This window comes from Paenibacillus sp. FSL R5-0341 (assembly GCF_037975235.1).
GTDB classification, from domain to species: domain Bacteria; phylum Bacillota; class Bacilli; order Paenibacillales; family Paenibacillaceae; genus Paenibacillus; species Paenibacillus amylolyticus_A.
The window spans coordinates 3,978,506-3,992,644 of the sequence record NZ_CP150241.1 but is presented as its reverse complement, the minus strand read 5'-3'; the positions used below and the strand labels follow the sequence as shown (position 1 = coordinate 3,992,644).

Annotated in this window: 12 protein-coding genes; 11 read left to right on the top strand and 1 reads right to left on the bottom strand. The window is 45.6% G+C overall.

The window, feature by feature from the left end:
* Positions 1–171: 171 nt before the first annotated feature.
* The 11 genes from purT (at position 172) to MKX75_RS17820 (ending at position 13,451) form a co-directional block, all read left to right on the top strand.
* Positions 172–1,359 (top strand): formate-dependent phosphoribosylglycinamide formyltransferase, encoded by a 1,188-nt coding sequence (gene purT, locus MKX75_RS17870; protein WP_076331437.1) that lies wholly within the window; start codon positions 172–174, stop codon positions 1,357–1,359.
* On the top strand, positions 1,349–1,807 hold the full coding sequence (locus MKX75_RS17865) for a GNAT family N-acetyltransferase (protein ID WP_062835126.1): 459 nt from the start codon (positions 1,349–1,351) through the stop codon (positions 1,805–1,807). The genes purT and MKX75_RS17865 overlap by 11 nt, the downstream gene beginning before the upstream one ends.
* Positions 1,808–2,120: 313 nt before the next feature.
* A complete protein-coding gene (locus MKX75_RS17860) occupies positions 2,121–2,906 on the top strand; it encodes a CAP domain-containing protein (RefSeq protein ID WP_339166269.1) in 786 nt (261 codons plus the stop codon).
* A gap of 276 nt (positions 2,907–3,182) precedes the next feature.
* The gene (locus MKX75_RS17855) at positions 3,183–4,070 is read left to right on the top strand and encodes a GDSL-type esterase/lipase family protein (RefSeq protein WP_339166268.1); all 888 of its coding nucleotides are present in this window, start codon (positions 3,183–3,185) and stop codon (positions 4,068–4,070) included.
* On the top strand, positions 4,071–5,036 hold the full coding sequence (locus MKX75_RS17850) for an ABC transporter ATP-binding protein (protein ID WP_076331440.1): 966 nt from the start codon (positions 4,071–4,073) through the stop codon (positions 5,034–5,036).
* Positions 5,029–6,018, top strand: coding sequence for an ABC transporter permease (locus tag MKX75_RS17845; protein ID WP_145148733.1), 990 nt, complete (start codon positions 5,029–5,031; stop codon positions 6,016–6,018). Before MKX75_RS17850 ends, MKX75_RS17845 begins: the two co-directional genes overlap by 8 nt.
* A gap of 76 nt (positions 6,019–6,094) precedes the next feature.
* Positions 6,095–8,074, top strand: coding sequence for a DNA topoisomerase IV subunit B (gene parE, locus MKX75_RS17840; protein WP_062835121.1), 1,980 nt, complete (start codon positions 6,095–6,097; stop codon positions 8,072–8,074).
* A 12-nt stretch (positions 8,075–8,086) separates the two neighbouring features.
* The gene (gene gyrA / locus MKX75_RS17835; RefSeq protein ID WP_339166266.1) at positions 8,087–10,549 is read left to right on the top strand and encodes a DNA gyrase subunit A; all 2,463 of its coding nucleotides are present in this window, start codon (positions 8,087–8,089) and stop codon (positions 10,547–10,549) included.
* A 227-nt stretch (positions 10,550–10,776) separates the two neighbouring features.
* Positions 10,777–11,217, top strand: coding sequence for a MarR family winged helix-turn-helix transcriptional regulator (locus tag MKX75_RS17830; RefSeq protein WP_062835119.1), 441 nt, complete (start codon positions 10,777–10,779; stop codon positions 11,215–11,217).
* 279 nt (positions 11,218–11,496) lie between these two features.
* On the top strand, positions 11,497–11,943 hold the full coding sequence (locus MKX75_RS17825; protein ID WP_062835118.1) for a MarR family transcriptional regulator: 447 nt from the start codon (positions 11,497–11,499) through the stop codon (positions 11,941–11,943).
* Positions 11,940–13,451: a DHA2 family efflux MFS transporter permease subunit gene (locus MKX75_RS17820; protein WP_339166264.1), complete on the top strand. Its 1,512-nt coding sequence runs from the start codon at positions 11,940–11,942 to the stop codon at positions 13,449–13,451. The genes MKX75_RS17825 and MKX75_RS17820 overlap by 4 nt, the downstream gene beginning before the upstream one ends.
* A 106-nt stretch (positions 13,452–13,557) precedes the next feature.
* On the opposite strand, the gene MKX75_RS17815 is transcribed toward MKX75_RS17820, so the two are convergent.
* Positions 13,558–13,902 carry an MGMT family protein gene (locus MKX75_RS17815; protein ID WP_339166263.1) on the bottom strand — a complete coding sequence of 115 codons (345 nt, stop codon included), beginning with the start codon at positions 13,900–13,902 and terminating at the stop codon, positions 13,558–13,560.
* Positions 13,903–14,139 lie beyond the last annotated feature (237 nt).

Here is a 14,139-nt window from a genome sequence, read left to right as displayed (position 1 = left end):
GGAAGGAGTATCGAATCTGTGAGCGGTAATTGTAAAATTTGATCGAAAAAACACAAAAAATCTTGTAAAATTCACAAGAAAAATAGGGAGCACTCTTGCAATCTTTAACCAAAACCCCGAAAATAGAGAGACAGATATAGAAGATTTCTCTTTGGGAGGATTGGAAAGAACATGTGGGGTGCTCCTTTTACGGCTCAAGCCAAAAAAATGCTGCTACTAGGCAGTGGAGAATTGGGAAAAGAGGTCGTTATTGAGGCCCAACGACTGGGAGTAGAGACGATCGCTGTTGATCGTTATGAGAACGCACCTGCGATGCAGGTCGCGCACCGGTCTTACTGCATCGACATGCTGGATGCTGAAGCTTTGAAACAATTGATCCGTAAAGAAAAACCTCATTACATCGTACCTGAGATTGAAGCTATTGCAACAGAAGCTTTACTGGAGCTTGAGGAAGAGGGATTTTGTGTAGTGCCTACTGCCCGAGCTGCACGTTTAACGATGGATCGCGAAGGCATCCGTCGTCTTGCAGCCGAACAATTGAAACTTCCGACAGCTGACTACCTTTTTGCGGACAACCTGAAACAACTTCAGGAAGCCGTACGTGAGCTTGGCACACCTTGTGTCATTAAACCATTGATGAGTTCTTCCGGCAAAGGGCAGAGTGTATGCCGAACACCGGGCGACGTGGAGGATTGCTGGAATATTGCTCTTTCGGGGGCTCGTGGCAAATCCGTTCGTGTTATCGTGGAGAGCTTTGTGCAATTTGACAGTGAGATTACATTACTTACCGTTAGGTCTGTATCAGGCACCGTATTCTGTCCTCCGATTGGCCATATTCAGAAGGATGGGGATTATGTCGAATCCTGGCAACCTCATGCAATGACTCCTGAACAATGGGAGCAGGCTTGTCATATTGCCAAATCCGTTACGGATGAACTTGGCGGTTATGGACTGTTTGGAGTGGAATTATTCCTGACTCCGGATGGTGTTGTGTTTAGCGAGGTATCTCCTCGTCCGCATGACACAGGCATGGTTACAATGGTGACGCAAGACAGTTCCGAGTTTGCGCTGCATGTACGTGCAATTCTTGGTTTTCCGGTCACAGGTGTACATCTGTTGACACCGGGAGCTTCAGCAACGCTGAAGGCTAATGATGAAACATCTGACTTTACTGTAGGCGGGATTGAAGAAGCACTGGCTCTTCCTCGTACTCAGATTCGTGTATTTGGCAAACCTGAGACCAAAGTAGGACGCCGAATGGCTGTAGCCCTAAGTGCTGGCCAAGATGTGGAAGAAGCTCGTAAAACAGCGGTGCAAGCCGCTAATATGCTGAAAGTGGAGGTAAATCATGTCCAATAATGTTGAGGCCCCTGTACTGATGATCCGAGAGTGTGAACTGCGAGATGCTGAAGCGGTAACGGGATTGATGCGAGAGGTCAGCTATCCGACAACAGCCAATGTCATGAAAGAACGCATTGAATGTTTGGAAACCAATCCAAATGCGTGCATGCTTGTTGCCGAAGTGGATGAACAAATTATTGGTGTGATTGGCTTGCAATGTGTGCAAAATCATGCCTATCCAGAACCTGCCGCACAAATTACTTCTCTAATCGTAGGTCAGGAACATCGTGGTGGTGGAATTGGCCGTCGTCTGATGGCTCGTGCTGAAGATTGGGGCAGACAGCAAGGTGGTAAACAACTGTTTGTCACGGGTGCAAACCGTGAAGTGACTTCAACAACGTACTCTTTTTATGAGCACATTGGTTTTCAGAAGAGAGGCTATCGGTTCAGTAAAGTTCTTCTATAGTATAAAAAGGTTCTTTTATAGCATGAAAATTCTCATTATATCCTGATCTACACCTTCTGGTGTCGTGAGTGATAAATAGATGGTGAAGCGGCATTCGACTAGCATTTTTAGTCTGAATGTCTTTTTTTATGCTTTTGTAGATAGGGATAGAGGCATACAGGATAAGCCATCAGGGCGTGTTTGAAACACTCTAAAAATGACAAAAAAGTTACTTTTCCATAATTTATGGGTTCACAATCTTCTTATGAATTGATATACTGCTAGAGTATTAATTACAAAGTTGTAATAACTAATCTTAAGGAGATGAATGAATTTGAAAAAGAAATGGATGAAAACCGTCGTGACGAGCAGTCTGACAGCCGTACTGGCCGTAGGGGTTATGCTCCCTGCCTCCGCGTCTGCTGCAGATTCAACATATAAGACTACCGCAACGTACAAGATTACGAGTACAGACAGCCTGAAAGCATACATTGAGCAATGGCTCAAACAAAACGGATACACTGTATCCGAAGGACAAATTGTAGAGAAGCCTGCTACGCAGCCTGATCAAACCACTAAACCTGCTGAGCCAACAACCAAACCTGCTGAGCCAACAACTAAGCCTGAGCAACCGACAAAACCTGCACAACCAACTCAAGAAGAAAAACCGGCAACTACACCGGCTAAAGATCCTTCGAACACGGGTAATACAGGTAACAATACAAGTAATAGCGGTGGCGAAAGCACACAATCTGACTTTGCAACTCAAGTTGTAAAGCTTGTGAACGCTGAGCGTGCTAAATCAGGTCTGAGCGCTCTGACTTCGGATGCCCTTCTGGACAAAGTAGCTGTAGCCAAAGTAAAAGATATGAGCAACAATAACTATTTTGATCACCAGTCACCAACGTATGGTTCTCCGTTTGATATGATGAAACAATTCGGAGTAACTTACAGCTATGCAGGTGAGAACATTGCCAAAGGACAAAAAACACCACAGGAAGTCGTTACTGCCTGGATGAATAGTGAAGGCCACCGTGCCAATATTTTGAGCAAAAACTTTACGCATATCGGCGTAGGTTACTACAATGGATATTGGGCTCAAGAGTTTATCGGTAAATAATTAATTTATAATGAAGTAAATGTAGATTTGTTTTGCAAAAAGGTTATGCCAGCACAGTTGAAATCTGTGTATGGTATAACCTTTTTTCCTTAAAATTACATATGAAAAATGAATTCTTCGAATGTGGCGCCAAAATTTGCAAATTAACGACAGAACATTTATGTTATTTAGGAATAGCATCATCAGGGCGTGTGTGAAAACTCCGAAGGAAGCGGATTTTCAGACACGCCTTAATGTAAAGTCATTATAAATTATAAAGCACCCGGATTGGTGTACATGAGCGGAGATGTGATGATGAAAAAGAAAAAAAGCCTTGATTCAGCACCATGGATCTGGAGAACTGTCAGTACAGTATCCATCTTGGCAACCTTGTTGTTGTTATTTGGATTTGGATACGCCATAAAAGACGTGATTTTTCCCGAGGGAGATTCTGCGTTAACTACAGGTCAGGAGACAACTGCACCACCTAAGAATAACGAGGGGCAAACCGCTGTCGTGGAAGATGGCAAGATTCGGATGGCCGTCATCGGCGATTCTCTTGCAAGAGGTACAGGGGATGATGAAGGACTCGGTTTTGTGAGACGTGCAGGGAATCTGCTCAAAGATAAAGGTTATGACGTTCAGGTTCTTAATAATCTGGGTGTTAATGGTTTGAGAACAGACGCTTTATTGACAAAACTGGATGAGCAAGGTGTGCGTTACGTACTACAGCAATCTAATTTTATTTTGCTTTCAATCGGCGCGAATGATCTGTTCCAAGGAGGGCAAGTTCTACAGGGGGAAGATCCGCCAACAGCAGAGCAATTGGCAGCAGCTTTGCCGGAAACGTCGAAACGCCTTCAAGAGATATTGAAGAAAGTAAAAGAAATCAATCCCGATGCACAGATTGCGTACATAGGGTTGTACAATCCGTTTGGTGATGTGAAGGAACTGGAGAAACCGGGTAATGCAGTTGTTGCTGCATGGAACGATGCTGCACTGGCTATTTTGAACAATGAGGACAAGATGACACTGGTCCCTACATTCGATTTATTTGAAAATCATCTGGGGGATTATCTCTCTTCAGATCATTTCCATCCCAATGGACAAGGTTATGAGCAAATTGCAGTTCGGATTGCACAGGAATTCCAGGCGGATACACCGGCAGAAGGGAGCGGAAATTAAATGGCAGAGCAACAGTATGATTCCGTCCTATCGGTACAGAATCTGAAAAAGCGGATCGGACGCAAGTGGATCATTAAAGACGTTACATTTGACGTAAAACCTGGTGAAATCTTCGGATTTCTCGGTCCCAACGGTGCCGGAAAAACAACTACGATACGGATGCTGGTGGATCTGATCAAACCAACAGAAGGAAAAATTAAAGTTTGTGGTTATGATGTGAATCGGGACCCTGAACGTGCTTTGAAGTATGTAGGCTCCATTGTTGAGAATCCGGAGGTATATACGTATCTGACCGGCTGGGAGAACCTGGAGCATTTTGCCCGCATGCAACCAGGTGTGGATAACGAGCGGATTCAGGAAGTCGTGGATATTGTACGTTTGGATCAGCGGATTCACGACAAGGTCAGAACATATTCACTGGGTATGCGCCAACGGCTCGGTATTGCGCAAGCGTTGCTTGGCCGTCCGCGTCTGCTCATTCTGGATGAACCGACGAACGGCCTTGATCCAAAAGGCATTAAGGAACTACGTGTCTTTATTAAACAACTTGCCAGTGAAGGTATGGCTGTATTTGTCAGCAGTCACTTGCTAAGTGAGATCCAGCTGCTCTGTGACAGAGTAGCCATTATCAGTGCTGGACGTGTGCTTGCCGTTGGAGGCGTTAGTGAGCTGATTGAAGATCATTCCAAGTTGGCTATATGGCACGTTTCACCACTGGACCAAGGCAAAAAGATGTTGCAGGATGCGGGCATTGCTCTGGTAGGTCGACCAGCGGATGTGATGGATGATACCATTGTTGCAGGCCTTGGTCCCAACGCTGTGGTTGCCGAGATGCATGAAGATCGAATTCCTGATATGGTGCAACAGATGGTTCAAGCTGGTGTACAGGTTGAAGGGGTACAGCGTATTCAGCCTACGCTCGAACAACTATTCTTAAAAATGACAGAAGGTGAATCCATTGAATAATATCATGCCGCTGATTCGCAATGAAACGATTAAGATGGTGAAGAAAAAACGGCTTTATATTATATTTATTGTACTTGCGATCCTTGTACCGATGTTTACGTATGCCCAGATGAAATCTGCGGAGAATAATCGGGACAAGTTTGGCGGCGATTGGCGGCTTGAACTGCAACAGGCCATCACAGACAATCAAAACTCGCTCGGTAGTGATCGGGTACCTGAAGAATATAAGAAATATAGAACAGTGTATATCCAGCAGATGCAGTACTATCTCGAAAATGATATCAATCCCAAAGAACCGGGTGGTGTTACCTTTACGCGGGAGTTCATGAACAATGCAGTTGGATTGTTCATTCCACTGTTAATCATGGCTATTGCTTCGGATCTTGTTTCAGGTGAACGTACGACAGGTACGATTAAAATGCTTTTAACGCGCCCGGTTAGACGCTGGAAAGTGCTTCTGAGCAAATTAATTACGCTGATTATGTTTGTTTCCATCATAGTGGTATCAGCTTACATTATATGTTATGTCATATCGGGTGCTGTCTTTGGCTATAAAGGCTTCAACATGCCGATCTTCACAGGATTCAAGGTTGTGGGAACCGATGTCGATATGTCGGCAGTGCATGCTGTAGACCAGTGGCTGTATATGCTTATGCAGGCAGGACTGATCTGGTTTGTGAGTGTAATTGTGGCTATGCTTGCATTTATGGTATCTGTGCTTGTGCGCAGTACTGCTGCAAGTATCGTTATCATGATGGCCGCTTTGATTGCTGGAACAATCTTGACCAGCATGGCTGCATCCTGGCAGACAGCGAAGTATCTGTTCATGGTTAACCTCGAACTTCCTGATTATTTGTCTGGTGGATTACCGCCAATCGAGGGTATGAATTTAGGTTTTTCCCTTATTGTGCTTAGTGTTTGGGGCGTTGCTTCACTCATTGTGTCATTCCTTGTCTTTACGAAACGGGATATCTTGAATTAAAATGGACAAGGATAAGAAAACATCTGTTTGCATTTTAGGCATTTTTTTAGTTGCAAGTTAAGAAGGGGGAGCATGAATGGTCGAGCAAATCGATATGTCGGCAGGTTCGACAGGCGGAGGACAGGGGTCTTCAGGCTACGACGCGGACGACATTCAAGTACTTGAAGGGTTGGTAGCGGTACGGAAACGGCCGGGGATGTACATCGGCAGCACCAGCACTTCAGGTCTACATCATTTGGTATGGGAAATAGTGGACAACGCTGTCGACGAACATCTCGCCAAATTCTGCTCCAAAATCGATATCACGCTGCATAAGGACGGTTCTATTACGGTTCAGGATAACGGAAGGGGAATTCCGACAGGTATACATAAAACAGGGATTCCTACTCCCCAGGTCGTGTTTACGATTTTGCACGCAGGCGGAAAGTTCGGTGGATCAGGATACAAAAAATCCGGCGGTTTGCACGGTGTAGGTGCGTCAGTTACAAACGCATTGTCCGAATGGCTTGAAGTCGAGATTTTCCGTGATGGCAAGATTCATCGTCAGCGATTCGAGTATTGGCAGGACAAAAAAGGGATCGAACATGTCGGAGAACCGGTGTCCGGTCTCGAAGTGTTGGGCAATACCAATCGGACAGGTACAAAAGTTACATTCAAACCGGATATTCGGGTGTTCCAGAACGGCATTCAATTCAATTATGATACACTGGCAGAACGTCTTCAGGAGATTGCTTTTCTGAATTCGGGTCTTAGAATTGTGCTCAAGGACGAACGTTCGGGCAATCAGGATGAATACATGTATGAAGGCGGAGCAAGCCAGTTTGTTGCTTTTCTTAACGAAAATAAAGACGTGCTACATGACGTCATTCACTTCTATGCGGAGAAGGACGACATTGAAGTCGAAGTGGCAATCCAGTATAACGCAGGTTATACCGAAACGCTGGCTTCGTTCGTCAACTCGATCCCTACTAGGGGTGGCGGTACTCATGAGACCGGATTCAGGGCTGCGTATACCCGTGTAATGAATGACTACGCGCGGCGTACCAGCATGATCAAGGAAAAAGATAAAAACCTCGAAGGCAATGATTTGCGTGAAGGTATGATGGCCGTCATCAGTGTCAAAATGTCTGAGGTTGAGTTCGTAGGGCAGACGAAGGATCAGCTCGGTAGCGCTTCCGCTCGAAGTGCAGTAGATTCGGTCGTGTCCGAGAATATTCAAAGGTTCCTGGAAGAAAACCCGCAGGTAGCGCAGACGTTAATTCGTAAAGCGGTTCAAGCCTCCAGAGCAAGAGAAGCAGCCCGCAAAGCACGTGATGATATGCGTACAGGCAAGAAACGGAGCGAAAGTTCCAACCTGAACGGCAAGCTGACGCCGGCGCAATCGAAGGATTTTACCCGAAATGAGTTATTTATTGTCGAAGGTGATTCCGCAGGAGGTTCTGCCAAACAGGGACGCGACTCGAAGATTCAGGCTATTTTGCCCCTCAAGGGAAAACCGCTCAATCCGGAAAAATCAAAGCTGGCCGATATTCTCAAAAATGAAGAATACCGTGCGATTACAGCGGCGATCGGGGCGGGCATTGGAACCGAATTTGCAGTTGAAGACAGCAATTATTCCAAAATTATCATTATGACCGATGCTGATACGGACGGTGCGCATATTCAGGTGCTGTTGTTAACCTTCTTTTATCGTTATATGAAGCCATTAATTGATGCAGGCAAAGTATATATCGCTCAGCCGCCACTGTACAAACTTACTCGTAAGTCTGGTAAGCTTGCGAGCGTTCGATATGCATGGACGGATGAAGAACTGGCGAATTATATGAAGGAATTCGGTAATAATGTTGAGCTTCAACGTTATAAAGGGCTTGGTGAGATGAATCCGGATCAACTATGGGAGACAACGATGAATCCGGAAACTCGTGCAATGCTGAAGGTACAGATTGTTGATGCAGCCAAAGCAGAACGTCGTGTATCTACGCTCATGGGTGATAAGGTTGATCCGCGTAAACGCTGGATTGTAGAGAACGTCGACTTTACAGAGTACGAAGAATAGAAGGTGCTTGGAATGAGTCCATCAGAACAATTTATGCCGGCCTTTCTCGAAGAGGTCGTAGGGGACCGTTTCGGTCGCTACTCCAAATATATTATTCAGGATCGAGCCATTCCCGACGTACGGGATGGGTTGAAGCCTGTACAACGGCGTATTCTGTACGCCATGTACGATTCAGGTAATACGCCTGACAAGACTTACCGCAAGTCTGCCAAAACCGTTGGGGACGTAATGGGTAATTATCATCCTCATGGTGACTCCTCGATCTATGAGGGTATGGTGCGGATGGCACAGCCATGGAAAATGGGCCATATGCTCGTGGACGGTCATGGTAACTGGGGATCACAGGATGATGACCCGGCAGCGGCGATGCGGTATACGGAGGCCCGTTTGTCGCCCATCGCGATGGAGATGCTTCGCGATATCGAGAAACGGACCGTTCTGTTTAAGGATAATTTTGATAATACGGCCAAAGAACCGGTTGTATTGCCATCCCGTTATCCGAACTTGCTGGTTAATGGCGTCAGCGGAATTTCCTCGGGATTTGCAACGGAGATTCCTACGCACAATTTGCGTGAAGTCATTGATGCTTCCATCGCTGTGATGGAGAAACCGTCCATTGAGCTGGACGAGATCATGATGTTCATGAAGGGTCCTGACTTTCCTACAGGCGGATTGATTATGGGCGGCGACGGTATTCTGGATGCTTATCGCACAGGTAAAGGACGGATCTATATCCGTTCCAAAACCGAGATTGAAAACATGCGCGGTGGCAAACAGCAAATCGTCATTACCGAGATTCCTTATCAGGTCGTGAAATCCCGTCTGGTTACAGCGATGGAGAACATCCGACTTGAGAAGAAGGTTGAAGGTATTGCCGAAGTGCGTGATGAGAGTGGACGTGAAGGTCTGCGAATCGTGGTTGAGCTGAAAAAAGAAGCGGACGCACAAGGTATTTTGGCTTATTTGCTGAAGAAAACCGACCTGCAGGTCACTTATAACTTCAATATGGTTGCGATTGTGAATAAAGCACCTCAGCAATTGGGATTGAAATCAATCCTGGAGGCTTACATTGCCCATCAGCGGGAAGTTGTAACATTCCGTACCCGGTTTGAGCTGGAGAAAGCGGAAGACCGTGCACATGTGTTAGAGGGCTTGGTAAAGGCTCTTAACATCCTCGACGAGGTCATTGCAGCGATCAAAGCGTCGAAGAACCGTCAGGATGCTCAAAACAACCTGATGTGGATGTTTGGATTCACGGAACGCCAAGCGGATTCCATCCTTACTTTGCAATTGTACCGTTTGACGAATCTGGAGATTAATTCTCTGGAGAAGGAACTCGGTGAACTGATGAAAAAGATTGCGCAATTACGTTCCATTCTGGATAGTGACCGCAAGCTCATCGGAGTCATCCGCAAAGAATTGATGGAGATTCGTGAGAAATATGGTATAGACCGTCGTTCTGCGATTCAGGGTGAAGTAGAAGAACTCAAGGTTAATCTCGAAGTACTTGTGAATGCGGAAGATGTATTTGTTACGTTATCCAAAGAGGGATACGTGAAACGTACAGGCATGCAGTCCTTTACACGTTCTGGTGGTGAACGGAGCGGAAGTGGTGTGAAAGACGGCGATTATATCGCTCAGGTTCTCGAAGTTAATACGCTTGAGAACTTGCTTGTCTTTACGAGGAAAGGTCAGTATTTCCTGTTACCTGTTCACCAGGTACCTGAATTCAAGTGGAAAGACCCGGGCACAGCAATTGTGAACGTGATTCCACTTGCGAAAGATGACCGTATTGCGAGTGTGCTTGCTGTGAAATCCTTTGAGGAGCCGAATCACAGTCTCGTCTTCGTCACGCGAAGAGGGCAGGTGAAACGAACGGAGCTAAAGGATTACGTTACCAAGCGTTCCGGTGCAGTTGCGGCTTGTAAAGTGGGCAAGGACGATGAGGTGTTATCTGTACATCTAAGTACAGGTGGTCAAGATATTATGCTGATCACGAAAGAAGCCATGGCAATTCGTTTCCGAGAGGATGAAGTCAATCCAATGGGACGTGTATCAGGTGGTGTTCGTGGTATTCAGTTAAGAGATACAGATGAAGTTGTATCGGCTCTATGGGTAGATGGAGATGAAGGTGAAGTTGCCGTGTTATCCGAGCTGGGATATGGTAAACGATCATTACTTCTGGATTACGCTATACAGAGCCGTGGAGGCAAGGGGCTTGCTACATTCGAGTTCAAGGAAGGCAAACGCGTGAAACCGAATGGTAGCCGCATTGTTGGGGCGTTTTATTGTAAAGAGCAACGTAATATTACCGTTATGACCAAGGAAGGCCAAGTGGCTCCGATATCATCGGAAGGTGTTCCGATCACCGAGCGCAAACATATTGGCAAGCTGCTCGTTCATGTGGACAAACAGGACGAGATCGTTGAACTTCTAAGGGACTTTAATGAGAATCAACCAGCATCATCTTCATAAAAATAAAAAACGAGACTTTTCGCAGAGCAGCTAATCCTGTCATGCGAAGAGTCTTTTTTTGTTGTTCAAAGGCGGATTAGAAGGGGGCATTTATGCGAAGTTTAACAACCTTCGTCGATTACGGTCGATCGCTAGGAAATTGAAAAAAGGCAGCAGGAATGCGGCTTTGGAGCGCGAAAACTTAAGCAGGTGAAGTGATAACCGGTTGCAGAGAGGAGCGATGTAAGATGTATAATTCCGATTTTGCCAAGTGCTGGTCCAGACTAACCAAAGATTATAAATTGCACATGGATCAAGAGCTGGCACCCTCATTGACGGAGGCTCAGCTGGCTGTTCTGGAGGTGCTTGAGGATCATCAGAAGATGAAACCTTCAGATCTGATTCCTTTTCTGGCAACGACGCCCGCTGCCGTAACCATGCTGCTCGATCGTATGGAGAAGAACGATCTGATTCGCAGGAATCGGGATAATCAGGATCGACGCATTGTATGGGTATCTCTATCTGACAAAGGGAGAATGGAGACAGAGCGTGGCATCACCATCCGCAATGAATTCATGAATTCCGTTCTCAGTAACATTTCGATGCACAATCAACAGCTGCTGGTATATCTGTTAGGCAAAATGACAACGCCCAAGACCAAAGAGCCTGCATTATCGACTTCGGTATGATACCATGTTGATTTTTCTGAACGAACAACCACAGGTGTGCCTGCTCGTTTCATGCAGGAGTCCTGTGGTTATTTTATTTGAAAAATACATATGATACAGACTGTGTCCAAGTTAGTTGATTAAAGGCATGAATATATGTCATTTAGTATGTCCTAATATTATTTTGTTGAAATCATATGTAAAGAGTTGACTATGTAAATATTTTTGTTATAATAAGTAATTGTTCCCCTGATATTTCGTGTACGAAATATTATATTCCAAAAGTAAAAGGGTGAAACAATGACTGATACGTATGAAGTATTCTATATTATCAATTCGTTCCGCCAAGTGAATCAAATGCTTTTTCGAGCATTTTGGAATGAAAACAAGGAGATCGAGCTGACTTCGATCCAGTTTATGGTGTTATCCATCCTGAGGGAGCGTCCTTCCATCGGCATCAACGAAGTGGCTGAGCTATGCCATATGGGCAGCAGTTCCATGAGCGCTGTTGTGGAGCGGCTGGTCAAGGGTGAGTATATCGTTCGGACACGTTCAGATGCTGACCGCCGATCCGTTAAACTTCAGATCACGGACAAAGGGGAGCAGGCTCAACAGGAAACGCACCATCTGTGGATGGAAAGAGTGTCACCCATTCTGGATATTTCGAAGGAAGACCTTGAGCACCTACTTAGAATTCATAGTCAAATGATTGAAAAGTTACAAGGAAGAGAGATGAACAACATATGAGTACGACTACTGCTGCAGCTCCATCCTCTGCGATGGACAACATCAAGAAAGGCCCCATTGTAGCGGCATTGTTAATTGGTGCCTTTGTGGCATTCCTGAACCAAACCCTGATGAACGTAGCGCTTCCTAAAATCATGGAAGACCTCGCGATCAATGCAAACAAAGCCCAATGGCTGACTACGGGTTATATGCTTGTTAACGGTGTACTGATTCCGGTTACGGCATATCTGATTGCGAAATTCTCAACGCGTCAAATTTTCATTACAGCCATGACTCTCTTTACCATAGGTACGTTAGTCTGTGGTCTTAGTCCAACCTTCACCATTCTGATGGTAGGTCGTGTTATTCAAGCTGCTGGTGCAGGTATCCTGATGCCTCTGATGACCGTTGTATTCTTGACCATCTTCCCGATTGAGAAACGTGGTCAGGCGATGGGAACCATGGGGATTGCGATGATTCTGGCTCCTGCGATTGGGCCTACACTTTCAGGTTATGTGGTTGAGCATTATTCCTGGAGATTGTTGTTTTACATCATCTTGCCATTCTCTATTATTGCAACGGCAATCGGTATTGCTTTTGTCAAAAACGTAACACGTCAATCCAGACCTAAACTGGATTATCCAGGCGTTATTTTATCCACACTTGGTTTTGGTAGTTTGCTTTACGGATTCAGTGATGCGGGTACCGATGGATGGGGCAGTGCAATTGTCATTGGATGCCTTGTCGTAGGTGCGATATCCCTGATTCTGTTCGTAATTCGTCAACTGACAACAGATCATCCGCTTCTTGAGTTCCGTATTTTCAAGTACAACATGTATACATTAACGACGATTATCAATATGCTCGTGACAATGGCGATGTTTGCAGGTATGATTCTGCTTCCTATTTTCCTGCAAAATATTCGTAATTTCTCACCGATTGAATCAGGACTTCTGATGATGCCGGGTGCGATATTGATGGGGATTATGTCCCCAATTACAGGTCGCATATTTGATAAAGTGGGCGCACGCTGGCTTTCGGTTGCAGGTCTTGCCATTACGGCAATTACAACTTTTGGACTGAGTCGCTTGGCAATCGATACTACTTATGGCTACATGATGTTTATCTACACGGCTCGTATGTTCGGTATGTCCATGCTGATGATGCCGATCCAGACAGCAGGTCTGAATCAACTGCCTCAGCGTCTGAACGCGCACGGTACAGCGATGTCCAACACATTGCGTACTGTTGCTGGTGCGATCGGTACAGCCATTCTCGTGACCATCATGAGCAGCAAGCTCAAAACGCATCTGGCGGATGCAGTGGCTGCGGGTCAGGTTAATCCGAATGATAAGACAGCGATGTTAGCTGCTACGGCAGATGCAACGATTTACGGTGTAAACTATGCATTCATCGTGGCTACAGGAATGACCGTGGTTGCTTTGATCATGGCATTCTTTATCCGTAAAACGAAACCGGCGACTGAACCTGGTGCTGTAGAACAGGAAAAAGTGACCGCGACAGCATAACGAATATAAGATAAATTACAAAAGAGAACTCTAGCAGTTGAAAGGGGTACCCCCTAACTGCCTGAGTTCTCTTTTTTTGTCTGAGCGCAATATGTGAAGAGTCGTCTTATTCGGGCTGAACCGATGGATCGAGAAGAAATACAGGATCGGGCTCATGTCCGAACTGTTTGAGGTTGATGGTTCCGTTCAGTTGAAACTCTACACCCTCGCTAATCAGTTCTGATTCCTGCATCATGCGCGAGTGTTCGTCCGGTATGGAGATTTCGCCTTTTGCGTTGACGACACGGTGCCAGGGCAGACGTTCCTTGCGGCTCATCGAGTGCAGAATACGTACGACTTGTCTCGCGGCTCTTGGACTTCCAGCGTGGGCTGCAATCTGACCGTAAGTCATCACTTTACCTTCAGGAATCGCGGCGATGATTGCAATGACTTGTTTGGTAAACGGGGTCATCAAAATGTCTCCTCTCTATAGCTTAGGTAGCTGAAAATATTAAAAAACGTGTCGTTCAGATACAGGATCTGAACGACACGTTGTATGGACAGATATAAACCTGATCCTATGCACTTATATAGGTTGTTCAAAAACACCACTTTTGATTACGAATGATGCCTGGTGGCATCATCAGCATCGAATATGGCATTCAGCCGAAATGTCCGTTGCTCACGTAGCTCTATCTACGCTCCGCTA